Here is a 21,808-nt window from a genome sequence, read left to right on the forward strand (position 1 = left end):
ATTGAACCGATTCTAACATGCGTGATGCCGCCTAATTTCCTTTGACAGGGGCGGGGGGCATCCCTAGAATGCTGCGCCTATGTTGAATGACCCGATTCCACCTCACGTTGACCCGCGCAAATTGGCCGATCGTGGCGTAACCCTCCAAGGTTCGCTGCAACTCGCTGATTTGGAAAGACTCTGCGACCCGCTTTCCGATAATGTCGGTACGGTGCAGGCGAAGTTCGATTTTGAGCGAGACGAGCAGCACGTTGTGGTTATCCACAGCGATCTGAGCGTCGAAGTCAAAATGGTTTGCCAGCGTTGTCTTGAGCTGGTCACCCTGCCGATTCACAGCGAATGTACTTACGCCGTGGTGAAGGAGGGTGCGAATACCCAGTCGTTGCCGAAAGGCTATGACGTGCTGGAACTGGGCGAAGATCCTTTGGATCTGCAGGCGCTGATCGAGGAGGAGCTGTTGCTCGCCCTCCCTATCGTGCCTGCTCATCATCCGGAAGAATGCCAGCAGCCGGCGGGCGCAGACGAGCCCGAATCGAGCAAGGACGAGGTATCGCGGTCCAACCCGTTCAGTGTCTTGGCGCAGTTAAAGCGTGACCCAAACGTTTAGGAGTTAATCAATTATGGCTGTTCAGCAGAACAAAAAATCCCGCTCTGCCCGTGACATGCGTCGTTCGCACGACGCCCTGTCGGAAAACGCGCTGTCCGTAGAGAAGAGCACCGGTGAAGTACACCTGCGCCACCACGTTTCGCCAGAAGGCGTATACCGTGGTCGCAAAGTGATCGACAAGGGCGCTGACGAGTAATCCTTGTCCGCTCAGATCATCGCGATCGACGCAATGGGCGGGGACTTCGGTCCCCGCAGCATTGTCCAGGCTAGCATTGCCTGCCTTTCGGCTACTCCCTCGCTGCACCTGACCCTTGTCGGTCAACCCTCTCTCCTTGAAGAACTTGTCAGTGGCCTTGCAGCTGCCGATCGTGCGCGCCTGCAAATCGTCGCGGCGAGCGAGGTGGTGGGCATGGACGAGCGGCCTTCGCAGGCGTTGCGCGGCAAGCCTGATTCGTCGATGCGCGTCGCCCTCGAGCTGGTGCGCGACGGCAAGGCGCAGGCCTGTGTGAGCGCCGGGAATACCGGGGCGCTGATGGCGCTGTCGCGCTTTGTCCTCAAGACGCTGCCGGGCATCGATCGCCCCGCCATGGTGGCGGCGATTCCAACCCAGGCTGGCTATTGTCAGTTGCTCGATCTGGGTGCCAATGTCGATTGCAGTGCCGAGAACCTCTACCAGTTCGCCGTGATGGGATCGGTGGCGGCTCAGGCGCTGGGGATCCAGCGCCCGCGCGTGGCGCTGCTCAATGTCGGTACCGAAGACATCAAGGGCAACCAGCAGGTCAAGCTGGCGGCCAGTCTGTTGCACAATGCCCGTGGGTTGAACTACATCGGTTTTGTCGAAGGCGATGGTCTGTATCGCGGTGAGGCCGACGTGGTGGTGTGCGACGGCTTCGTCGGCAATATCCTGCTCAAGTCCAGCGAAGGGCTGGCGAGCATGATCGGGGCGCGTATAGAAGCGCTGTTCAAGGGGGGGCTGTTTTCCCGTGCAGCCGGGGCGGTGGCGATGCCGTTGCTCAGGCGCCTGCAGGCCGACCTGGCGCCGGCGCGACACAATGGCGCAAGCTTTCTCGGTTTGCAGGGTATCGTCATCAAGAGCCATGGCTCGGCGGGCGTGCAAGGTTTGCAGAGTGCGATTCAGCGTGCGCTGATCGAGATCCAGGAAAATCTGCCGCAGCGGCTGCATGGTCGTCTAGAAGACCTGTTGCTTTAGGCATATCGGCGATGAAGTGGTTAAATGTGACCGCTTGGTCTGCGTTTCCATCCAAGTTTTCAGATTCCGCGCCTCGCCATTGGTGGGGCGCACCCTATCCGACGACAAGATCATAAGGGCTTGTTCAATGTCTGCATCCCTCGCATTCGTCTTTCCTGGTCAAGGCTCCCAGTCGCTGGGCATGCTCGCCGAGCTCGGCGCTGAAAAGCCGGTGATCGTCGAGACCTTCAAGGAAGCTTCCGAGGCTCTGGGCTACGACCTGTGGAAGCTGGTCCAGGAAGGTCCGGAAGAACAACTCAATCAAACCGACAAGACCCAGCCGGCCATTCTGACAGCCTCGATCGCCCTTTGGCGTCTGTGGCTGGAAGAGGGCGGCGCGCAACCTGCTCTGGTCTCTGGTCACAGCCTGGGTGAGTACAGTGCCCTGGTCGCGGCTGGCAGCCTGTCGCTCAAGGACGCCGTTCGTCTGGTCGAGCGCCGTGGTCAGCTGATGCAGGAGGCCGTGCCTGCGGGTCACGGTGCCATGGCTGCGATTCTCGGCCTGGATGATGCCGATGTGGTTGCCATCTGCGCCGAGGCGGCCGAGGATGAAGTGGTCAGTGCGGTCAACTTCAACTCCCCGGGCCAGGTCGTGATCGCCGGTAACAAGGCGGCGGTCGATCGTGCGATCGAGCTGTGCAAGGCCAAGGGCGCCAAGCGTGCGCTGCCATTGGCGGTCAGCGTTCCGTCGCATTGTGCGCTGATGAAGCCGGCTGCCGATCGTTTCGCTGAAGCGGTCAACGCCATCGAGTGGAAGGCGCCGCAGATTCAGGTGGTGCAGAACGTCACCGCCGCCGTTGCGGCCGATCTCGACGCACTCAAGCACGACCTGTTGGCGCAACTGCACCAGCCGGTACGTTGGGTGGAGTGTGTGCAGACCCTGGCGGCCCGCGGTGCGGTCAACCTGGTCGAGTGCGGCCCGGGCAAGGTCCTGGCTGGCCTGAACAAGCGTTGCGCCGATGGCGTCACCACCTACAACCTCAATACCCCTGACGCCGTCGCCGCCACCCGTGCGGCGCTGGCCTGATATCTGGAGAAACTTGCATGAGCCTGCAAGGTAAAGTTGCACTGGTCACCGGCGCCAGCCGTGGTATTGGCCAGGCCATCGCCCTGGAGCTGGGCCGCCAGGGCGCGACCGTAATCGGTACCGCCACTTCCGCTTCGGGTGCCCAGCGCATCGCCGAGACCCTCAAGGAGCATGGCATCACTGGTACGGGTCTTGAGCTGAATGTCACCAGCGAAGAGTCCGTGAGTGCCGTTCTGGCCGCGATCACCGAGCAGTTCGGTGCGCCGGCGATCCTGGTCAACAATGCCGGTATCACCCGCGACAACCTGATGCTGCGCATGAAAGATGAAGAATGGTTCGATGTCATCGACACCAACCTCAACAGCCTTTACCGTCTGTCCAAGGGCGTGCTGCGTGGCATGACCAAGGCGCGCTGGGGTCGTATCATCAGCATCGGTTCGGTCGTCGGGGCCATGGGCAACGCCGGCCAGGCCAACTACGCCGCTGCCAAGGCGGGCCTCGAAGGCTTCAGCCGTGCCCTGGCGCGTGAAGTGGGTTCGCGCGGTATCACTGTAAACTCGGTCACCCCGGGCTTCATCGATACCGACATGACCCGCGAGCTGCCCGAGGCGCAGCGTGAAGCGCTGCAGACCCAGATTCCGCTGGGCCGCCTGGGTCAGGCCGAGGAGATCGCGAAAGTGGTTTCCTTCCTGGCATCCGACGGCGCAGCCTATGTCACTGGCGCTACCGTGCCAGTGAACGGCGGGATGTACATGTAACATCAGCAACTCAATGTGACGGATTGCTTAAAAAAACAGTCATACTGCGAGCCTAAAATCCGTTATAAAGCTGCAACCAGATTCCAGGTGGCAGGCCGGGTGTCTCTCGTGAAGGCGCGTTACGCTTGAAAAGCAGGCGTCTTCCTATAAACTTGGTCACCGGCCAGCTGCCTGACATATGTCCATTAGGAGTGAAAACTAGGTATGAGCACCATCGAAGAACGCGTCAAGAAAATCGTCGCCGAGCAACTGGGCGTCAAGGAAGAGGAAGTCAAGAACGAATCTTCCTTCGTTGAAGACCTGGGTGCCGATTCGCTTGACACCGTTGAGCTGGTGATGGCTCTGGAAGAGGAATTCGAGACCGAAATCCCTGACGAAGAAGCCGAGAAGATCACTACCGTTCAAGCTGCAATCGACTACGTCAACAGCCACAAGGCCTAAGACGTTTCAGTCGACGCTTCTTGTCGGGAAAAACCGCACTGCCTTTGCCGGCGTGCGGTTTTTTCTTTGCGAGCCATTGGCGTCATTCACCGGGCAATCGAGAGCCTGTTGCCATTTCATTCGGCCGTGCTGAGTGCAATCGCAAGAGACTCTGTTATTAGAAAAGGAGAGTGCTGTGTCGCGTAGACGCGTCGTGGTCACCGGTATGGGTATGCTGTCGCCACTGGGTACTGATGTACCAAGCACCTGGCAGGGCATTCTGGCTGGCCGCAGTGGCATCGGTCCGATCGAACACACGGACCTGAGTGCCTACTCCACCCGTTTTGGCGGCTCGGTGAAGGGCTTCGAGGTCGAGCAGTACCTGTCGGCCAAGGAAGCTCGCAAGCTTGACCTGTTCATCCAGTACGGCCTGGCGGCCGGTTTCCAGGCGGTGCGCAATGCTGGCCTGGAAGTGACCGACGCCAACCGCGAGCGCATCGGCGTGGCCATGGGCTCGGGGATCGGTGGCCTGACCAATATCGAAGACACCAGCCGTACCCTGCACGAGCAAGGGCCGCGCCGGATTTCGCCATTCTTCGTGCCGGGCTCGATCATCAACATGATTTCCGGCTTCCTGTCGATCCATCTGGGTCTGCAGGGCCCCAACTATGCGATATCCACGGCGTGCACCACCGGTACTCACTGTATCGGCATGGCCGCACGAAATATCGCTTATGGCGAGGCTGACGTGATGATCGCCGGTGGCGCGGAAATGGCCGCGTGCGGCCTGGGCATGGGCGGTTTCGGCGCCTCGCGGGCACTTTCGACTCGCAATGACGAGCCATCCCGTGCCAGCCGTCCGTGGGACAAGGGGCGTGATGGTTTCGTATTGTCCGATGGTGCCGGCGCCCTGGTACTGGAAGAGCTTGAACATGCCAAGGCACGTGGCGCGACCATCTATGCCGAACTGGTCGGTTTCGGCATGAGCGGGGACGCGTTCCACATGACGTCGCCACCGGATACCGGCGACGGCGCTGCACGCTGCATGGTCAACGCCCTGCGCGATGCGGGTGTGAAGCCTGAAGACGTCAGCTACATCAACGCCCACGGCACCTCGACCCCCGCTGGCGATATCGCCGAAGTGGCGGCCATCAAGCGTGTGTTCGGCGAGCACGCCTACAAGCTGGCCGTCAGCTCGACCAAATCGATGACCGGTCACCTGCTTGGGGCTGCCGGTGCGGTAGAGGCGATCTTCAGCGTGTTGGCGATCAACAGCCAGATGGCGCCGCCGACCATCAACCTGGACGAGCCGGACGAAGGTTGCGACCTGGACTTCGTGCCGCACCAGGCGCGCAGCATGCCGATCGATGTCGTGCTGTCCAATTCCTTCGGCTTTGGCGGTACCAACGGTTCGCTGGTCTTCCGCCGGTTCGCCGATTGATGCACAGCTGGATCGATGGCCAGCCGGCGACTGCAGTCAACCTGCAGAACCGCGGCCTGGCCTACGGCGATGGTCTGTTCGAGACTATCGCCGTTCGCGGCGGCAGGCCCAGCCTGCTGTCGCGACATCTCGATCGACTCAAGCAGGGTTGTCAGCGGCTTGCGATCGATATCGATCATGCGTGTGTTTGCGACGAGTTGCTGCGCTACGCCAGCCAGCTCGGTGAAGGCGTAGCCAAACTGATCGTCACTCGCGGTGATAGCCAGCGCGGCTATGCGCCCGCCTCCGAAGCCGTGGCCCGACGCATTCTCCAGGGCAGTCCAATGCCTGCTTATCCCGTGGCCAACGCGGAGCAGGGGATCGGGCTGTTCGACTGCCAGACCCGTCTTGCGCAGCAGCCGCTGCTGGCCGGGCTCAAGCACCTCAATCGTCTGGAGCAGGTAATGGCTCGCGCCGAATGGCAGGACCCTGCCTGCGCCGAGGGTTTGATGCGTGATGTGCAAGGGCACCTGATCGAAGGGGTCTACAGTAATCTGTTCCTGGTCCGCGATGGCGTGCTGCTGACCGCCGACCTGAGCCGCTGCGGCGTGGCAGGCGTCATGCGCGCTGCGCTGCTGGACGAAGCCTCGGCGCTGGGTATCGAGGTCCGAACAGCTGACCTCGTGCAAGCCGATCTGGAGACGGCCGATGAAGTGTTCGTCTGCAATAGCGTGTATGGAATTTGGCCTGTGCGCTCGTTCGCTGCGCTCAACCTCGACTGGCCGGCCGGGCCGCTCACCCGTAAACTGCAGGCCGTTGCCCGTACGTTACTGGATACCTGATTCGTGAGACGCAAAATCCTGCTGCTGCTGGAAATGGGCCTGATCCTTGCCGGCCTGGCCGTAGGCTGGTCGGCCTGGAAGGTCAACTCGGTCCTGGAGCAGCCGTTGCATGTCACCGAAGAGCGCCTGCTCGATGTGCCCAATGGCACCAACCCCAACCGCATGTTCTATCGCATGCAGAGTGAAGGGTTGCTCGACGACGCCTTCTGGTTGCGACTTTACTGGCGTTTCAACATGGCTGGCACTGCACTGCACACGGGGGAATACCGCCTGACGCCCGGCATGACCGTCGAAGCGCTGTTCGATGCCTGGCGCCGTGGTGATGTGGTGCAGTACAACCTCACCCTGGTCGAGGGCTGGACCTTCCGCCAGGTGCGCTCGGCCGTGGCCAGGCATGAAAAGATCAAGCACACCCTCGACGGGCTGTCCGATACTGAAGTGATGGACAAGCTTGGGCATACCGGTGTGTTCCCTGAGGGGCGTTTCTTCCCGGACACCTACCGCTTCGTGCGCGGCATGAGCGATGTGGAGCTGTTGCAGCAAGCCTACATGCGCCTTGAGGAGGTGCTGGCCAAGGAGTGGGCAGACCGGGTAACCGATTTGCCATACCGTGATCCCTACCAGGCGCTGATCATGGCCTCGCTGGTGGAGAAGGAAACCGGTATCCCCCAGGAGCGAGGGCAGATCGCAGGTGTATTTGTGCGCCGCCTTCGCTTGGGCATGATGCTGCAGACCGACCCTACAGTGATCTACGGCATGGGTGAGCGCTATAACGGCAAGATCACGCGTGCCGACCTGCGTGCACCGACACCCTACAACACATACACCATGACCGGCCTGCCGCCGACACCGATCGCCATGGTCGGGCGCGAGGCGATTCACGCTGCCCTGAATCCGTCAGACGGTACCAGCCTGTATTTCGTCGCGCGTGGCGATGGCAGCCACGTATTCTCCGATGACCTGGACGACCACAATACGGCTGTGCGCGAATATCAGCTCAAGCGCCGCGCCGACTACCGCTCCAGCCCAGCACCACAAGCCCCGCAGGGTACGGTCGATCAGGCACCGGACGCCGAGCCGCCAACTGAAGCCTCGCCTCGGTCCGGCGAACCCCTTGAAGGCGCACCAACCCAGTCCGCCGAAGAGCCCGCGCCCGAACAGGCGCCGGCGCCCACCGAAAAACAGTAAGGAATGCCCGTGAGCGGTTTGTTCATCACTCTGGAAGGCCCCGAAGGCGCGGGCAAGAGCACCAACCGCGAGTACCTGGCCGCACGCCTGCGTGAGCAGGGCGTGGATGTGGTCATGACCCGTGAGCCTGGCGGTACGCCGTTGGCCGAGCGTATCCGCGAGTTGCTGCTCGCTCCCAGCGACGAAGCCATGGCGGCCGACACCGAGCTTCTGTTGATGTTCGCTGCACGCGCCCAGCATCTGGCCGAGGTCATTCGCCCGGCGCTGGCGCGGGGCGCCGTGGTGCTGTGCGACCGATTTACCGATGCCACCTACGCCTATCAGGGCGGCGGGCGTGGCCTGCCGGTGGAGCGCATCGCGGTGCTGGAAGACTTCGTTCAGGGTGCGCTGCGCCCGGACCTGACCCTGGTCTTCGATCTGCCAGTGGAAGTCGGCCTTGCCCGTGCTGCCGCTCGCGGACGCCTGGATCGCTTCGAGCAGGAGGGCCAGGCATTCTTCGAGGCGGTGCGTCAGGCCTATCTGCAACGCGCAGCCCAGGCACCACAGCGCTACAGCCTGCTGGACGCCGGGCAGTCGCTCGAGGCGGTACAGCGCGCCATCGATGCATTGCTGCCAGGTATCCTGGAGCGTTGCCGTGGCTGAGGCCTACCCCTGGCAGCAAGCGCTCTGGCAGCAGTTGGCCGGGCGCAGCCAGCATGCCCATGCCTACCTGTTGCACGGGCCGCAGGGCATCGGCAAGCGAGCCATGGCCGAACGCCTGATGGCTCGCCTGTTGTGCCAGCAGCCGCATGGCGTGGATGCCTGCGGGCAATGCAAGTCGTGCCTGTTGCTCAAGGCTGGCAGCCACCCCGATAACTTCGTGCTGGAGCCGGAAGAGGCAGACAAGCCCATCAAGGTCGACCAGGTGCGAGATCTGGTTTCGTTCGTGGTGCAGACTGCGCAGTTGGGCGGGCGCAAGGTGGTGCTGATCGAGCCGGTCGAAGCGATGAACGTCAATGCTTCGAACGCTTTGCTCAAGAGCCTCGAAGAGCCTTCGGGCGATACCGTGCTGCTGCTGGTGAGCCATCAGCCCAGCCGTTTGTTGCCTACCATCAAGAGCCGTTGTCAGCAGGTGGCCTGTGCCCAGCCGACGCTTGCGCAGAGTCACGCCTGGTTGGCGACGGCCCTGCCGGAGCTCGATCAGATCGAGCGTGACGAACTGCTGACCCTGGCGGCGGGATCGCCACTGATGGCCGTCACCTTGCAGTCCCAGGGTGTGCGCGAGCAGCGCGCGCTGGTCACCGAGGGGGTGAAGAAGCTGATCAAGCAGCAGCAATCGCCCTCTCAGTTGGCTGAAGCCTGGAGCAATGTGCCGCTGCTGTTGCTGTTCGACTGGTTCTGCGACTGGTCGCACCTGATCCTGCGCTATCAATTGACCCAGGACGAGGACGGGCTAGGCTTGGCCGACATGCGCAAGGTCGTACAATACCTTGCGCAGAAGAGCAGGCAGGGCAGGGTGCTCGAGGTCCAGGCCTGGATTCTCGAACAGCGCCAGAAAGTGCAGGGCAAGGCCAACCTCAATCGCGTGTTGCTGCTCGAAGCCTTGTTGGCCCATTGGCTGCAGATGCTGGCCACGCGCTGATTCCCCCCATCGTTTATTTTCATGTGTGCTCTCATTCCATGCTCGTAGATTCCCATTGCCACCTCGACCGACTTGACCTGAGCGCCCATGCCGGCTCGCTCGATGCCGCACTGCAGGCGGCTCGCGAGCGTGGAGTCGGGCATTTTCTATGCATCGGCGTAAGCGCCGAGAACGCCGGGGCGGTCAAGGCCCTGAGCGAGCAGTACGCCGACGTCGACTGTTCGGTAGGCGTGCACCCCCTCGACCTGGCTCCGGGGGAGACGCCTGCGCTGGAGTGGCTGCTGCGTGAGCTGGCCCACCCGCACGTGGTGGCTATCGGCGAAACCGGATTGGACTATCACTACGAGCCGGAGGCCGCCGAGCTGCAGCAGGCATCTTTCCGCCTGCACCTGGAGGCATCCCGGCAGACCGGCAAGCCGGTGATCGTTCACACTCGCGCGGCGCGGGCGGACACCCTGGCGCTGCTGCGCGAGGCCAGCCTGCCGCAGGCGGGTGTGCTGCACTGCTTCACGGAAGACTGGGACATGGCCAAGGCCGCACTCGATCTGGGGTACTACATCTCGCTCTCCGGAATCGTCACCTTCCGCAACGCCGATGCGCTGCGCGAGGTTGCACGCCAGGTGCCTGTCGAGCGCCTGCTGGTGGAGACCGACTCGCCGTACCTGGCGCCCATCCCGTATCGCGGCAAGCCCAATCTGCCGCAGTACGTGCGTGAGGTCGCCGAGTACATCGCATCGTTGCGGGGGGTGAGCTATGCGCAGTTGGCCGAGCAGACGACCGCCAACTTCAAGCGCCTGTTCCCGTTGGCGCGCGTCGCCTGAGGATAAGGCCGGGCGGGCAAAAAAAACCCGGGTTCTGGGGGAGGAATCCGGGTTAAGACCATTAGGAGTAAAACAAAGGTACGCGGTCCCTGGGCACCTTTATCGGCGCGCCACTTGGGGGGGATGCGCCGCGCCAACACTTCAAGTATTGGCGAGTATCCTCGCACTGCCAGCGCCAGTTGGTCGTTTTTTAAACAGATTTGGAATACACCTGACAGCCAATGGGCCATCAGGGCATGGCATTGGGCGGACTCTGGGTGAATTTGCGCCTATCAGGTGCCGATTTGTATAGAGGTGCGGTTAAAAGGTTGAAGAGTGCGCGACTCGTACGCTTTCTTCGTGCCGACGTGCGGAATTCGATGAGCGTGGTGGCCTTGGCGAGCCGTGCTGCGTCGGTTGGAGGCGAGAGTCGGCCGGGCGCGGGGCGTCGCACGCACTCATGCGATTCAAGCCGGACAGGCACGGTTTGCATGCAAACTCATCATGAAACATAGATATGGTTGGATGATCCGTGCAATTTGCCGCAAGTTAGGCATAATAATCTGCTTCGATTGTCATCCAGTCCTTCCTATGCAGAAAGAACCTCGTAAGGTCCGTGAGTTTCGCCGCCGCGAGCAAGAAATCCTCGACACGGCGCTCAAGCTGTTTCTCGAACAGGGTGAAGACAGTGTCACCGTCGAGATGATCGCCGACGCTGTCGGTATCGGCAAAGGCACGATCTACAAGCACTTCAAGTCCAAGGCGGAGATCTACCTGCGCCTGATGCTCGACTACGAGCGTGACTTGAATGCGCTGTTGCATTCGGACGACGTCGACCGCGACAAGGAAGCCCTGTCGCGTGCCTACTTCGAGTTCCGGATGCGTGATCCTCAGCGCTACCGCTTGTTCGACCGTCTTGAAGAGAAGGTGGTCAAGGGTAACCAAGTGCCGGAGATGGTCGAGGAACTGCACCGTATCCGCGCCTCCAATTTCGAGCGCCTGACCCAGTTGATCAAGGGCCGTATCAGCGAAGGCAAGCTCGAGGATGTGCCGCCGTACTTCCACTACTGTGCTGCCTGGGCGCTGGTGCATGGCGCTGTAGCGCTGTATCACTCGCCGTTCTGGAGCAACGTTCTCGAGGATCAGGAAGGTTTCTTCCAGTTCCTGATGGACATCGGCGTGCGCATGGGCAACAAGCGCAAGCGCGATCCGGAACCGGCAGCCTGAAACCCCTGCGGGGTACTGCCCATGATGGGCAGGCTCCGCCAGCCACGCCCGCTTCGGCGACAGGGCTTGCAAAAACTTGATCTTTGAGTCAAGTTTTGCCGGCTCGCTTTTTCTCATGCCGGAGTCATCCATGATCGTCGATCGTCAAGGCAGGCGTTTTCGCAACCTGCGCGTCAGCCTGACGGCTGCCTGCAACTATGCTTGCAGCTACTGCGTGCCCGATGGCAAGCGCCTGGTGGCTGCACAGGATGAGCTCTGCGCCGATGCGCTGGCGCGCGGGGTGGCTTATCTGGTCGATGCCGCAGGTATCGAGCGCCTGCGCATTACCGGTGGCGAACCGTTGATCAGCCCTCGCCTGGAGCCGTTCCTGAAGATTGTCGGTGGCTTGGGGCTCAAGGATATCGCCTTGACCACCAACGGCCAGTTGTTGAGTCGCAAGCTTGCCGTGTTGCGCGCGGCAGGTATCGACCGGCTCAATGTCTCCCTCGACACCCTTGACCCGACCGCGTTTCGCAGCATTGCCCGGGGCGGCGACCTGGCCAGCGTGCTGAGGGGCATGGAGGAGGCGAGTGCAGCGGGTATGCGTATCAAGGTCAACATGGTGCCGATGCGCGGACACAACCTCGATCAGGTGGTGCCGCTGCTCGACTACTGCCTGGCAAGAGGCTATGAACTGCGGTTTATCGAGTTGATGCGCATGGGCCATCTGGCGCTTGATTCGAATGCATTCCTGCGTCAGTTCGTCAGTCTCGAGCAATTGCTGGTACTGATCGGCCATCAATATCACTTCCAGCAGGCGCCAGCGGCCTTGGATGCGACGGCCCTGCGCTACCAGATTCCCGGCCAAGGTCACTTTGGTGTGATTGCCAACGAGAGCGTGCCGTTTTGCCGGACCTGCTCGCGTTTGCGCTTGTCGTCTACCGGCTGGCTGCATGGCTGCCTGTCCTCGGGGAATCGTCACTTTATCGGCGACCTGCTCGACAAGCCGCGTCACCAGGCGCTTCCGGTGATTCAGCGGCTGCTGGTCAAGGCCCTGGCGGACAAGCAGGAGCTGGCGTTCTCGGGTGGTGTGACCGTGATGAAGGTGATCGGCGGCTGAGCTGGCGCAAAAGCTGCATCTGGCGGCTATTCGCCGGTTTTTCGTCACCGGTCACTGGAGGAAAGATGCGTAGCCTGGTCTTGCTGCTGGCGCTGATGGCGTTGAGCGGCTGCATGAAAGTCAGCGACATGGGCGAAGGTGTTCGCTATCAGATGAGCGACGCCGGTCTGCTCGATCACAGTGATACCACTCGAACCTTGTCGGTCCGGCTGCAGCCTGATTCGTTCATCTTCATTGGCCAGGGCGCTTTCGTTCCGCCTGGAAAAGGCCCGGTGCCGCAGCAGAATGCCGTTGCCGAAGAGGCATTCAAGAGCTTCGTCGAGTATTTCCCGCTGGTGCGTCGCGCCAAGGCGCCGTTGGGTCTGGAGGACGCCATCGCGCAGGCGCGTTCGGTGGGCGCCCATTACGTGCTCTATACCCGCTTCGCCCGCACCGATGACCGCATTGGTAATGGCGATGAATGGTACGACGAGCAGGCAGTGGATCGCCTTGGCTGGGATACCGGTGTAGTGCAGATGATGCTGATCGAAACCAGCACTCGCTACTTGATCGATACAGCGCGCATCAAGAGCCGTGGCGGTTTGTTGACGTTCCACGACAACACGCCGCAGGATTTGCTCGCGGCACCCATGCGCGAGTACGCTCGTAGTCTCCTGGGAATGAGTCGGTAAGGAACGGGTGATGACAGGTACGGGTAAGGCCAACGATCTTCTGGCGCAGATTCCCAAGGACAAGGGACTGCCTCCCGTGCACCTGTGGAATCCTGATTTCTGCGGCGATATCGACATGCGCATCGCCCGCGACGGCACCTGGTATTACCTGGGGACGCCGATCGGGCGCAAGCCAATGGTGCGCTTGTTCTCTACCATCATTCGTCGTGACGGTGATGACTATTTTCTGGTAACGCCTGTGGAGAAGGTCGGCATTCGTGTCGATGATGCGCCGTTCGTGGCGGTCAGCCTGGAAGTGGAGGGTAGTGGTGAGCAGCAGGTCCTGCGTTTCACCAGCAATGTCGAGGATCAGGTCGATGCCGGTCCTGATCACCCTATTCGGGTAGAGACCGATCCGACAACGCATGAGCCATCGCCTTACCTGCTGATGCGCAGCAACCTCGAAGCGCTCATCCACCGCAATGTGTTCTACCAACTGGTGGAGCTTGCCGTGCCGCGCGTGATCAATGGCGAGGAGTGGTTGGGGGTTTGGAGTGGTGGGGTGTTCTACCCTATCGGGCGCGACCGCTGAGCGCATCTTGCGGCGATCTTTCTGATCCCGGAAAACAAAAAAACCTCCAGTGCTTGCGCATCTGGAGGTTTTTCAGTGTCTGGCTCCGCGACCTGGACTCGAACCAGGGACCCAATGATTAACAGTCATTTGCTCTACCGACTGAGCTATCGCGGAATCTGCGCGTATCTTACTGAATGCCAAGGGGAAGTCAAGCCGCCCCCTGGCAAATCAAACAGTTACAGCACTTCGACGATGGCCTTGGCGACCACGTGGATGTTGCTCTGGTTCAGTGCGGCCACGGCGATGCGACCGGTGTCCAGCGCATAGATGCCGAAGTCGTTCTTCAGGCGCGCGACCTGTTCCACGGTCAGGCCTGAGTAGGAGAACATGCCGACTTGGCGACCGACGAAGCTGAAGTCGCGGTTGGCGCCGTACTCGGCCAGGAGCGAGACCATCTGCTTGCGCATGCCGTGGATGCGTTCACGCATCTCGCCCAGCTCGGCTTCCCACATCTGGCGCAGTTCCGGGCTGTTGAGCACGGTGGCGACGATGGTTGCACCGTGGGTCGGCGGGTTGGAGTAGGTGGTGCGGATCACGCGCTTGACCTGCGACAGCACGCGGGTGCTCTCGTCTTTCGAGGCGGTGACGATCGACAGTGCGCCAACGCGCTCGCCATACAGCGAGAACGATTTGGAGAACGAGCTGGAGACAAAGAACTCCAGGCCCGACTCGGCGAACAGGCGCACGGCGAAGGCATCTTCGCTGATACCGTCGCCAAAGCCTTGGTAGGCCATGTCGAGGAACGGTACGTGGCCCTTTGCTTTGACCACTTCCAGCACGTTCTTCCAGTCGTCGAGCGACAGGTCGACACCGGTCGGGTTGTGGCAGCAGGCGTGCAGGACGACGATCGAGCCCGATGGCAGCTTGTTCAGGTCTTCGAGCATGCCGGCGCGGTTGACGTCGTTGCTCGGTGCGTCGTAATAGCGGTAGTTCTGTACTGGGAAGCCTGCAGTCTCGAACAGGGCGCGATGGTTTTCCCAGCTCGGATCGCTGATGGCGACGACCGCGTTCGGCGAAAGGCGCTTGAGGAAATCGGCACCGATCTTCAGTGCGCCGGTGCCGCCGACAGCCTGCACGGTCACTACGCGGCCTGCAGCCAGCAGTGGGGATTCAGCGCCGAACAGCAGTTTCTGCACGGCCTGGTCGTAGGCGGCGATGCCGTCGATCGGCAGGTAGCCGCGGGAGGCATGTTGGGCGACACGCTGGGTTTCGGCTTCGATCACCGCGCGAAGCAGCGGGATGCGGCCTTCCTCATTGCAATAGACACCGACGCCCAGGTTGACCTTGTCGGTACGTGGGTCGGCGTTGAATGCTTCGTTGAGGCCCAGGATGGGGTCGCGGGGTGCCAGCTCGACAGCGGAAAACAGGCTCATTGTTACCTTGGCTCTGAATAGGAGAGTGATAGGAGATGCACCCTCCAGCCCAGTGCACTGAAGCGGTGCAAACGGGGAGTCAGTATAGTGATACCGACCGGTCACTGCGACACTCTGGCACAGGTTTTCAGGCGCTTTGCGCAAATATTTTTCGACCATTGGTCGAATTGCCGGGTCCACTGCAATGAGCGTTCACATCTGCAGCGGCGAAGGCCACCCCGGCGCGCCTTTTTGCGTATAGACTACTGGCTAAATTTACAGTTGCCGCGACATCCACGAGGTCCCGTCATGTCCGAGTTCCAGCTCGTCACCCGATTCCAGCCCGCCGGCGACCAGCCCGAGGCCATTCGCCTGATGGTCGAGGGTATCGAGGCGGGGCTGTCGCACCAGACCCTGCTCGGGGTGACCGGCTCCGGCAAGACCTTCAGCATCGCCAACGTCATTCAGCAGGTCCAGCGCCCGACCATGGTGCTGGCGCCGAACAAGACGCTGGCTGCTCAGCTGTACGGCGAGTTCAAGGCGTTCTTCCCGAACAACGCGGTGGAGTACTTCGTCTCCTACTACGACTACTACCAGCCGGAAGCCTACGTCCCGTCGTCGGACACCTTCATCGAGAAGGATGCCTCGATCAACGACCACATCGAGCAGATGCGTCTGTCGGCGACCAAGGCATTGCTTGAGCGGCGCGACGCGATCATTGTCACCACGGTGTCGTGTATCTATGGTCTGGGCAGCCCGGAAACCTACCTGAAGATGGTTCTGCACGTCGATCGCGGTGACAAGCTCGACCAGCGCGCACTGCTGCGCCGGCTGGCCGACCTGCAATACACCCGAAACGAGATGGATTTTGCCCGCGCCACCTTCCGGGTGCGTGGCGACGTGATCGACATCTTCCCGGCCGAATCGGACCTCGAGGCTATCCGTATCGAGCTGTTCGACGACGAAGTAGAGAACATCGCCGCCTTCGACCCCTTGACCGGCGAAGTGATCCGTAAGCTGCCGCGTTTCACCTTCTACCCCAAGAGCCACTATGTGACCCCGCGCGAGACCCTGCTCGAGGCGGTGGACGGCATCAAGGAGGAGCTCGGCGAGCGGCTTGAGTACCTCAACAAGGCCAACAAACTGGTGGAGGCCCAGCGTCTGGAGCAGCGCACGCGCTTCGACCTGGAGATGATCCTGGAGCTGGGCTATTGCAACGGTATCGAGAACTACTCGCGCTATCTGTCCGGCCGCCCGGCTGGGGCACCGCCGCCGACGCTCTACGATTATCTTCCTGCCGATGCGTTGCTGGTGATCGATGAATCACACGTCAGCGTTCCCCAGGTCGGCGCCATGTACAAGGGCGACCGTTCTCGCAAGGAGACGCTGGTGGAGTACGGTTTCCGTCTGCCATCGGCGTTGGATAACCGGCCCATGCGCTTCGACGAGTGGGAGTCGGTCAGCCCGCAGACCATCTTCGTCTCGGCGACACCCGGCCCCTACGAGGCTGAGCATGCCGGGCGCGTGGTCGAGCAGGTGGTACGGCCGACCGGTCTGGTCGATCCTCAGGTAGAGGTGCGTCCAGCCCTCACCCAGGTGGATGACCTGCTGTCGGAAATCGGCAAGCGAGTGGCGGTGGGGGAGCGGGTGCTGGCGACGACCCTGACCAAGCGCATGGCCGAGGACCTTACCGACTACCTTGCAGATCATGATGTGCGTGTGCGCTACCTGCACTCGGACATTGACACCGTGGAGCGTGTGGAGATCATCCGAGACCTGCGTCTGGGCACCTTTGATGTATTGGTGGGCATCAACCTGTTGCGCGAGGGTCTGGACATGCCGGAGGTGTCGTTGGTGGCCATTCTCGATGCCGACAAGGAAGGCTTCCTGCGTTCGGAGCGTTCGCTGATCCAGACCATCGGCCGCGCAGCACGTAACCTCAACGGCAAGGCGATCCTCTATGCCGACCAGGTGACCGGCTCCATGCAGCGGGCGATCGACGAGACCGAGCGGCGTCGGGACAAGCAGGTCGCGTTCAACGAAGCGAATGGCATCGTGCCCAAGGGGGTGGTCAAGGACATCACCGATATCATGGAAGGTGCCACGGTGCCCGGTGCGCGCAGCAAGAAGCGCAAGGGCATGGCCAAGGCGGCGGAGGAGGCTGCGCGCTACGAGGCAGAGCTGCAGACCCCTGGCGAGATCACCAAGCGCATCAAAGTGCTGGAAGAGAAGATGTTCCAGCTGGCCCGCGACCTGGAGTTCGAGGCCGCCGCTCAGTTGCGCGATGAGATCGGGCAGTTGCGTGAGCGGCTTATTGCCAGCTAAGCGCGCGCATCGGTGCAGAAGCGTCCGGGATACTGGTCAATGTGCCTCCCCGGCCTTCAGTCCCTGTGGCAGTTTGCGTGTCAGCAGTACTGCCACCATGCTGACTGCCAAACCGATCCCTACCAGGTGGAACGCATCGTTGTAGGCCATGATCAGTGCCTGCTGGTGGGTGATTTCGCTCAAGCGCCCCAGTGCTGCGCTGTCACTGCCTAGCCGTTCGGCCAGTTGGGCCAGTCGCTCCGCCACTTGCGGGTTGCTCGGGACCACTGATTCGCGCAGGTAGTCGAAATACACCTTGGTCCGTGCATCCAGCAAGGTGGCCAGCAAGGCGATACCAATGGCGCCACCCAGGTTGCGCAGGATGTTGAACAGACTCGAGGCCGAGCCCGCATCCTGAGGCTGAATGTAAGCCGTGGCGATCAGCGAGATGGTGACCATGATCATTGGCTGCCCAAGTGCACGAATGATCTGGATATGGTTGAACTGCGGCCCTGCGAAATCCGGGTTGAGCACTCCCGAGCCGAAGCTGGCAGCCCCGAACAGGCAAAACCCCAGTGCACAGAGCAGCTTGGGTGCAATGACCTTCATCAGTTGCGGCACCAGCGGAATCAGGAACAGCTGTGGAATACCCATCCACATGATCACCTCGCCGATCTGCAGGGCGTTGTAGCCCTGAATCTGCGCCAGGTACAGCGGCAGCAGATAGATCGACCCATAAAGCCCTACACCCATGCCCAGGCTGGCGATGCTCGACAGGCCGAAGTTGCGGTTGCCGAGGATGCGCAGGTTGATCAGGGGATTGGCTCGGGAAAGCTGGAGGATGACGAAGGTGATCAGGCAGAGCAGGGCCATGGTACCCAGGCCGACAATAAGGCTGGACTCCAGCCAGTCCTTGCGATGACCTTCTTCCAGGAACACCTGCAGGCAACCCAGGCCGACCCCCAGGGTGACGATGCCGGCGTAATCGGTGCTCTTGAGCAGCTCCCAGTGCGCCTGTTTCTTCTCCAGCCCGTAGAGCAGGCCCGCGATCATCACCAGCCCCGGCGGGATGTTGATGTAGAAGATGTATTCCCACCCCCAGTTTTCGGTGAGCCAGCCGCCCAGGGTCGGCCCGATGGAGGGCGCGAAGGTCGCGGTCATGGCGAACATTGCCATGCCCTTGGCCCGATGGTGTTCGGGCAGTTTGATCAGGGTCAGGGTGAAGGCCAGCGGAATCAGGGCGCCGCCGGTAAAGCCCTGGAGGGCGCGAAACACGATCATGCTTTCCAGGTTCCAGGCCATCGAGCACAACAACGAGGACGCCAGGAAACCGAGCGACACCCACACCGCCAGGCGCCTGGCGGAAAGCAGCTGCACAAGCCAGGCGGTCAACGGGATCATGATGATTTCCGCCACCAGGTAGGAGGTCGAGATCCACGAGCCCTCTTCCAGGGTGGCAGACAGTGCCCCCTGGATATCCTTGAGCGAGGAGTTGGTGATCTGAATGTCCAGCACTGCCATGAATGCGCCGAGCATCACGCTCATCACCGCAATCCAGTCGCGCCTGCTCGGCTCCGCGGTCGGTCGCAGCAGTTGATCACCGGCCATCGTGGGGCTCGCCGCGCTCTGCCTGATCGGCCGTGTCGCGCAGGTCGACGGTGGCGGTTACCGACATGCCTGGGCGAATACGGCCATGCAAGGGGTTATTGGCGGCAAAGGTCAGCTTGACCGGAATGCGTTGTACCACCTTGGTGAAGTTACCCGTGGCATTGTCCGGTGGCAGCAGGCTGAATTGCGCCCCGGATGCAGCGAACAGGCTATCGACACGGCCTTCGATCGGGGTGTCGGGATAACTGTCGAAGGTCAGTTCGGCACGCAGGCCCCGATGCATGTTGCCGATCTGGGTCTCCTTGAAGTTGGCCTGCACCCAGATGTCTTCGTCCGGGACGATCGACAGCAGATAGGCGCCGGCCTGCACCACCTGGCCATTGCGGGCGCTGCGCTGACCGATGGTGCCACTGATGGGGGCGTGGATTTCACAGCGGGTAAGGTTGAGTTCTGCCTGTGCCAGGTCTGCTCGGGCGTTGGCAATTTGTGCATCGAGGCGCTTGAGTTCGGCCGTCAGTGCATCTATCTGCTGGCGCTGGCTCTGCAGGTCGGCCTGGGCCTTGTCGACCTGGGAGCGGGCGACGTGGTTTTCTGCAGACAGGGTGGTGACTCGCTCTTCCGAGACGAACCCGGGTTTGCGCAGGGCTTCGGCACGATTGAGGTCCAGGCGCGAGCGATCGAGAGTGGCCTGGTTGGCGGCAACCTGGGCTCGACCGGCGGCGATCAAGCTGTCTTGCTGGATCAGTCGGCTTTGCGCCTGGACACGCTCGGCTTCTCGCGTCGCCAGTGCCGCCCGGGCGCGCTCGACCGCCAGCTGGAAGTCGGCGACCTCCAGGCGGACCAGCAGGTCGCCTCGCATGACGTGTTGATTGTCCTCTACCAGAACCTCGTCGACCCGCGCACCAAGCTGGCTGGAAATGCGTGTGATCTCACCCTGCACATAGGCATTGTCGGTACTTTCGTAGAAGCGCCCCTTGAAGTACCAATGGGCGAGAAAGGCGAGGGCGATCAGCACCACCAAGGCGAGAAAGATCAGCAGGCGGCGTTTGAGTTGAGCAGGCATAGGGACTATCGTTCCAGAAATGTAAGCAAATTTAACAGCTCGGCAATGCACCGCCACAAGTGACGATAGCGCCATTGCTGGAGCCCGATGCCCGCACCCTGCTAACATCTCGCCTTTGTTTCATCTTTCGTCCGAGACTGTCCATGACCACCGTTCGCACGCGTATCGCGCCATCGCCCACTGGCGACCCCCACGTCGGCACCGCCTACATCGCCCTGTTCAACTACTGCTTTGCCAAGCAGCACGGCGGCGAGTTCATCCTGCGTATCGAAGACACCGATCAGTTGCGTTCGACCCGCGAGTCGGAACAGCAGATCTTCGACGCCCTGCGCTGGCTCGGGATCGAATGGAACGAAGGTCCGGACGTTGGCGGCCCGCATGGCCCCTACCGGCAGAGCGAGCGCGGTGAGATCTACGCCAAGTACGCCAAGCAACTGGTCGATGCCGGCCATGCGTTCTATTGCTTCTGCACCGCCGAAGAGCTGGATCAGATGCGTGCCGAACAGATGGCTCGCGGCGAAACACCGCGCTATGACGGCCGCGCATTGAAAATGAGCGCCGAGGAAGTGCAGCGTCGACTGGCCGCTGGCGAGCCTCACGTGATTCGCATGAAAGTGCCGAGCGAGGGCATCTGCGTGGTGCCTGACATGCTGCGTGGCGATGTCGAAATTCCGTGGGACCGCATGGACATGCAGGTGCTGATGAAGAACGACGGCCTGCCGACGTACTTCCTGGCCAACGTGGTCGACGACCACCTGATGGGCATCACCCACGTCCTGCGAGGCGAGGAATGGCTGCCGTCGGCGCCGAAGCTGATCAAACTCTACGAGTATTTTGGCTGGGAGCAGCCCAAGCTGTGCTATATGCCGCTGCTGCGTAACCCGGACAAATCCAAGCTGTCCAAGCGCAAGAACCCGACTTCGGTCACGTTCTACGAGCGTATGGGCTTCATGCCTGAGGCCATGCTCAACTACCTGGGGCGCATGGGCTGGTCGATGCCGGACGAGCGTGAAAAGTTCTCCCTGGCAGAAATGGTCGAGCATTTCGACCTGTCGCGCATTTCCCTTGGCGGGCCGATCTTCGACATCGAGAAGCTGTCCTGGCTCAATGGCCAGTGGCTGCGCGACCTGCCGGTCGAGGAGTTTGCTGCGCGTGTGCAGAAGTGGGCGTTCAACAGCGACTACATGATGAAGATCGCACCGCATGTACAGGGGCGTGTCGAAACCTTCAGCCAGATCGCGCCACTGGGCGGGTTCTTCTTCGAGGGCGCCCTCAAGCTCGATGCCAAGCTGTTCGAGCACAAGAAACTGTCGCCCGATCAGGTGCGTCAGGTCATGCAGTTGATCTTGTGGAAGCTCGAAAGCCTGCGGCAGTGGGAAAAGGAGCGTATTACCGGCTGCATCCAGGCGGTGGTCGAGGCCCTGGAGCTGAAGCTGCGTGACGCCATGCCGCTGATGTTCGCCGCGATTTCGGGGCAAGCCAGCTCGGTGTCGGTGCTCGATGCCATGGAGATTCTCGGCCCCGACCTGACCCGCTACCGTCTGCGTCAGGCACTGGAGCTGCTGGGCGGTGTGTCGAAGAAAGAGAACAAAGAGTGGGAAAAGCTGCTGGCAAACATTGCCTGATTGGCTTGTCACACAATGCCGTGGCAGCGGGCTTGTCCCGCTGCCACGGCACCCGGCATTCCCCAGGAGCAGGGCAGGGCGGTAAGTGATTGTTATCTGTGAAAAAAATTTTGAATATTTTCACGAATTCGTTTGACAGTGCTGCAATCCGATCTTAATATGCGCCCCGTCCACAGCGATGAACGAAAATGAAGCATCAGGCACCCAGCCGGTGATTCGGTTCAAAGCGACATTGTGGGGCTATAGCTCAGCTGGGAGAGCGCCTGCATGGCATGCAGGAGGTCAGCGGTTCGATCCCGCTTAGCTCCACCAAT

21 protein-coding genes and 2 tRNA genes are annotated in these 21,808 nt (G+C 61.4%); 19 read left to right on the forward strand and 4 right to left on the reverse strand.

From position 1 onward, the window contains the following. Nucleotides 1-79: 79 nt before the first annotated feature. The 16 genes from AC2CGW_RS24730 to AC2CGW_RS24805 all read left to right on the forward strand — a co-directional run bounded on the left by AC2CGW_RS24730 (nt 80) and on the right by AC2CGW_RS24805 (nt 13,500). Nucleotides 80-607 (forward strand): YceD family protein, encoded by a 528-nt coding sequence (locus AC2CGW_RS24730; protein WP_411384067.1) that lies wholly within the window; start codon nt 80-82, stop codon nt 605-607. 13 nt (nt 608-620) lie between these two features. After that, the gene (gene rpmF, locus AC2CGW_RS24735; protein ID WP_008096416.1) at nt 621-803 is read left to right on the forward strand and encodes a 50S ribosomal protein L32; all 183 of its coding nucleotides are present in this window, start codon (nt 621-623) and stop codon (nt 801-803) included. Nucleotides 804-806: 3 nt separating this feature from the next. Next, complete coding sequence (gene plsX / locus AC2CGW_RS24740; RefSeq protein WP_186666807.1) at nt 807-1,817, forward strand: phosphate acyltransferase PlsX; 1,011 nt, start codon at nt 807-809, stop codon at nt 1,815-1,817. A gap of 127 nt (nt 1,818-1,944) precedes the next feature. Further along, nucleotides 1,945-2,883: an ACP S-malonyltransferase gene (fabD, locus tag AC2CGW_RS24745; RefSeq protein WP_484574751.1), complete on the forward strand. Its 939-nt coding sequence runs from the start codon at nt 1,945-1,947 to the stop codon at nt 2,881-2,883. Between the two features lie 17 nt (nt 2,884-2,900). After that, on the forward strand, nt 2,901-3,641 hold the full coding sequence (gene fabG / locus AC2CGW_RS24750) for a 3-oxoacyl-ACP reductase FabG (RefSeq protein WP_054925392.1): 741 nt from the start codon (nt 2,901-2,903) through the stop codon (nt 3,639-3,641). Nucleotides 3,642-3,845: 204 nt separating this feature from the next. After that, complete coding sequence (gene acpP / locus AC2CGW_RS24755; RefSeq protein WP_186666804.1) at nt 3,846-4,082, forward strand: acyl carrier protein; 237 nt, start codon at nt 3,846-3,848, stop codon at nt 4,080-4,082. Nucleotides 4,083-4,257: 175 nt separating this feature from the next. Continuing rightward, nucleotides 4,258-5,502: a beta-ketoacyl-ACP synthase II gene (gene fabF / locus AC2CGW_RS24760; RefSeq protein ID WP_186666803.1), complete on the forward strand. Its 1,245-nt coding sequence runs from the start codon at nt 4,258-4,260 to the stop codon at nt 5,500-5,502. Beyond that, a complete protein-coding gene (gene pabC, locus AC2CGW_RS24765; protein ID WP_484574752.1) occupies nt 5,502-6,323 on the forward strand; it encodes an aminodeoxychorismate lyase in 822 nt (273 codons plus the stop codon). The genes fabF and pabC overlap by 1 nt, the downstream gene beginning before the upstream one ends. Before the next feature lie 3 nt (nt 6,324-6,326). After that, nucleotides 6,327-7,511 carry an endolytic transglycosylase MltG gene (mltG, locus tag AC2CGW_RS24770; protein WP_484574753.1) on the forward strand — a complete coding sequence of 395 codons (1,185 nt, stop codon included), beginning with the start codon at nt 6,327-6,329 and terminating at the stop codon, nt 7,509-7,511. Between the two features lie 9 nt (nt 7,512-7,520). Beyond that, on the forward strand, nt 7,521-8,153 hold the full coding sequence (tmk, locus tag AC2CGW_RS24775) for a dTMP kinase (RefSeq protein ID WP_288377837.1): 633 nt from the start codon (nt 7,521-7,523) through the stop codon (nt 8,151-8,153). Continuing rightward, the gene (locus tag AC2CGW_RS24780; RefSeq protein WP_186721176.1) at nt 8,146-9,132 is read left to right on the forward strand and encodes a DNA polymerase III subunit delta'; all 987 of its coding nucleotides are present in this window, start codon (nt 8,146-8,148) and stop codon (nt 9,130-9,132) included. The genes tmk and AC2CGW_RS24780 overlap by 8 nt, the downstream gene beginning before the upstream one ends. A gap of 38 nt (nt 9,133-9,170) precedes the next feature. After that, nucleotides 9,171-9,953 carry a TatD family hydrolase gene (locus AC2CGW_RS24785; RefSeq protein ID WP_186721175.1) on the forward strand — a complete coding sequence of 261 codons (783 nt, stop codon included), beginning with the start codon at nt 9,171-9,173 and terminating at the stop codon, nt 9,951-9,953. Between the two features lie 570 nt (nt 9,954-10,523). Then, nucleotides 10,524-11,159 carry a TetR/AcrR family transcriptional regulator gene (locus tag AC2CGW_RS24790; protein ID WP_065861191.1) on the forward strand — a complete coding sequence of 212 codons (636 nt, stop codon included), beginning with the start codon at nt 10,524-10,526 and terminating at the stop codon, nt 11,157-11,159. A gap of 130 nt (nt 11,160-11,289) precedes the next feature. Further along, entirely contained in the window at nt 11,290-12,258 is a 969-nt protein-coding gene (locus AC2CGW_RS24795) for a GTP 3',8-cyclase MoaA (protein ID WP_484574754.1), read from the forward strand. A gap of 65 nt (nt 12,259-12,323) precedes the next feature. Continuing rightward, nucleotides 12,324-12,929 carry a DUF4823 domain-containing protein gene (locus AC2CGW_RS24800; protein ID WP_186707945.1) on the forward strand — a complete coding sequence of 202 codons (606 nt, stop codon included), beginning with the start codon at nt 12,324-12,326 and terminating at the stop codon, nt 12,927-12,929. A 10-nt stretch (nt 12,930-12,939) separates the two neighbouring features. Further along, entirely contained in the window at nt 12,940-13,500 is a 561-nt protein-coding gene (locus AC2CGW_RS24805) for a DUF1285 domain-containing protein (RefSeq protein ID WP_484574755.1), read from the forward strand. Nucleotides 13,501-13,580: 80 nt separating this feature from the next. Here the strand turns inward: AC2CGW_RS24805 and AC2CGW_RS24810 are convergent. Continuing rightward, nucleotides 13,581-13,656, reverse strand: a tRNA-Asn gene (locus tag AC2CGW_RS24810). 62 nt (nt 13,657-13,718) lie between these two features. Next, nucleotides 13,719-14,915, reverse strand: coding sequence for an amino acid aminotransferase (locus AC2CGW_RS24815; RefSeq protein ID WP_484574756.1), 1,197 nt, complete (start codon nt 14,913-14,915; stop codon nt 13,719-13,721). A gap of 288 nt (nt 14,916-15,203) precedes the next feature. On the opposite strand from AC2CGW_RS24815, the gene uvrB reads away from it, so the two are divergent. Further along, nucleotides 15,204-17,219 (forward strand): excinuclease ABC subunit UvrB, encoded by a 2,016-nt coding sequence (gene uvrB / locus AC2CGW_RS24820; RefSeq protein WP_186666793.1) that lies wholly within the window; start codon nt 15,204-15,206, stop codon nt 17,217-17,219. 36 nt (nt 17,220-17,255) lie between these two features. On the opposite strand, the gene AC2CGW_RS24825 is transcribed toward uvrB, so the two are convergent. Beyond that, nucleotides 17,256-18,806 (reverse strand): MDR family MFS transporter, encoded by a 1,551-nt coding sequence (locus AC2CGW_RS24825; RefSeq protein WP_189657716.1) that lies wholly within the window; start codon nt 18,804-18,806, stop codon nt 17,256-17,258. After that, nucleotides 18,796-19,869: an HlyD family secretion protein gene (locus tag AC2CGW_RS24830; RefSeq protein ID WP_186666792.1), complete on the reverse strand. Its 1,074-nt coding sequence runs from the start codon at nt 19,867-19,869 to the stop codon at nt 18,796-18,798. Before AC2CGW_RS24830 ends, AC2CGW_RS24825 begins: the two co-directional genes overlap by 11 nt. Before the next feature lie 143 nt (nt 19,870-20,012). Between AC2CGW_RS24830 and gltX the strand changes: the two genes are divergently transcribed. Together gltX and AC2CGW_RS24840 are read left to right on the forward strand one after the other, a co-directional pair. Beyond that, nucleotides 20,013-21,494, forward strand: a complete 1,482-nt coding sequence (gene gltX, locus AC2CGW_RS24835; RefSeq protein WP_054893088.1) for a glutamate--tRNA ligase — start codon at nt 20,013-20,015, stop codon at nt 21,492-21,494. Between the two features lie 236 nt (nt 21,495-21,730). Beyond that, nucleotides 21,731-21,806, forward strand: a tRNA-Ala gene (locus tag AC2CGW_RS24840). Nucleotides 21,807-21,808 lie beyond the last annotated feature (2 nt).

This window comes from Pseudomonas sp. SYWMCR5 (genome assembly GCF_057197165.1).

Bases quoted from the DNA above. Each gene is read 5' to 3' on its own strand.
- rpmF (WP_008096416.1), top strand. From the start codon at position 621: ATGGCTGTTCAGCAGAACAAAAAATCCCGCTCTGCCCGTGACATGCGT.
- AC2CGW_RS24825 (WP_189657716.1), bottom strand. From the start codon at position 18,806: ATGGCCGGTGATCAACTGCTGCGACCGACCGCGGAGCCGAGCAGGCGC.
- AC2CGW_RS24795 (WP_484574754.1), top strand. From the start codon at position 11,290: ATGATCGTCGATCGTCAAGGCAGGCGTTTTCGCAACCTGCGCGTCAGC.
- AC2CGW_RS24790 (WP_065861191.1), top strand. From the start codon at position 10,524: ATGCAGAAAGAACCTCGTAAGGTCCGTGAGTTTCGCCGCCGCGAGCAA.
- fabD (WP_484574751.1), top strand. From the start codon at position 1,945: ATGTCTGCATCCCTCGCATTCGTCTTTCCTGGTCAAGGCTCCCAGTCG.
- AC2CGW_RS24830 (WP_186666792.1), bottom strand. From the start codon at position 19,869: ATGCCTGCTCAACTCAAACGCCGCCTGCTGATCTTTCTCGCCTTGGTG.
- AC2CGW_RS24730 (WP_411384067.1), top strand. From the start codon at position 80: ATGTTGAATGACCCGATTCCACCTCACGTTGACCCGCGCAAATTGGCC.
- AC2CGW_RS24800 (WP_186707945.1), top strand. From the start codon at position 12,324: ATGCGTAGCCTGGTCTTGCTGCTGGCGCTGATGGCGTTGAGCGGCTGC.
- AC2CGW_RS24815 (WP_484574756.1), bottom strand. From the start codon at position 14,915: ATGAGCCTGTTTTCCGCTGTCGAGCTGGCACCCCGCGACCCCATCCTG.
- uvrB (WP_186666793.1), top strand. From the start codon at position 15,204: ATGTCCGAGTTCCAGCTCGTCACCCGATTCCAGCCCGCCGGCGACCAG.
- pabC (WP_484574752.1), top strand. From the start codon at position 5,502: ATGCACAGCTGGATCGATGGCCAGCCGGCGACTGCAGTCAACCTGCAG.
- AC2CGW_RS24785 (WP_186721175.1), top strand. From the start codon at position 9,171: ATGCTCGTAGATTCCCATTGCCACCTCGACCGACTTGACCTGAGCGCC.
- gltX (WP_054893088.1), top strand. From the start codon at position 20,013: ATGACCACCGTTCGCACGCGTATCGCGCCATCGCCCACTGGCGACCCC.
- acpP (WP_186666804.1), top strand. From the start codon at position 3,846: ATGAGCACCATCGAAGAACGCGTCAAGAAAATCGTCGCCGAGCAACTG.
- fabG (WP_054925392.1), top strand. From the start codon at position 2,901: ATGAGCCTGCAAGGTAAAGTTGCACTGGTCACCGGCGCCAGCCGTGGT.
- AC2CGW_RS24805 (WP_484574755.1), top strand. From the start codon at position 12,940: ATGACAGGTACGGGTAAGGCCAACGATCTTCTGGCGCAGATTCCCAAG.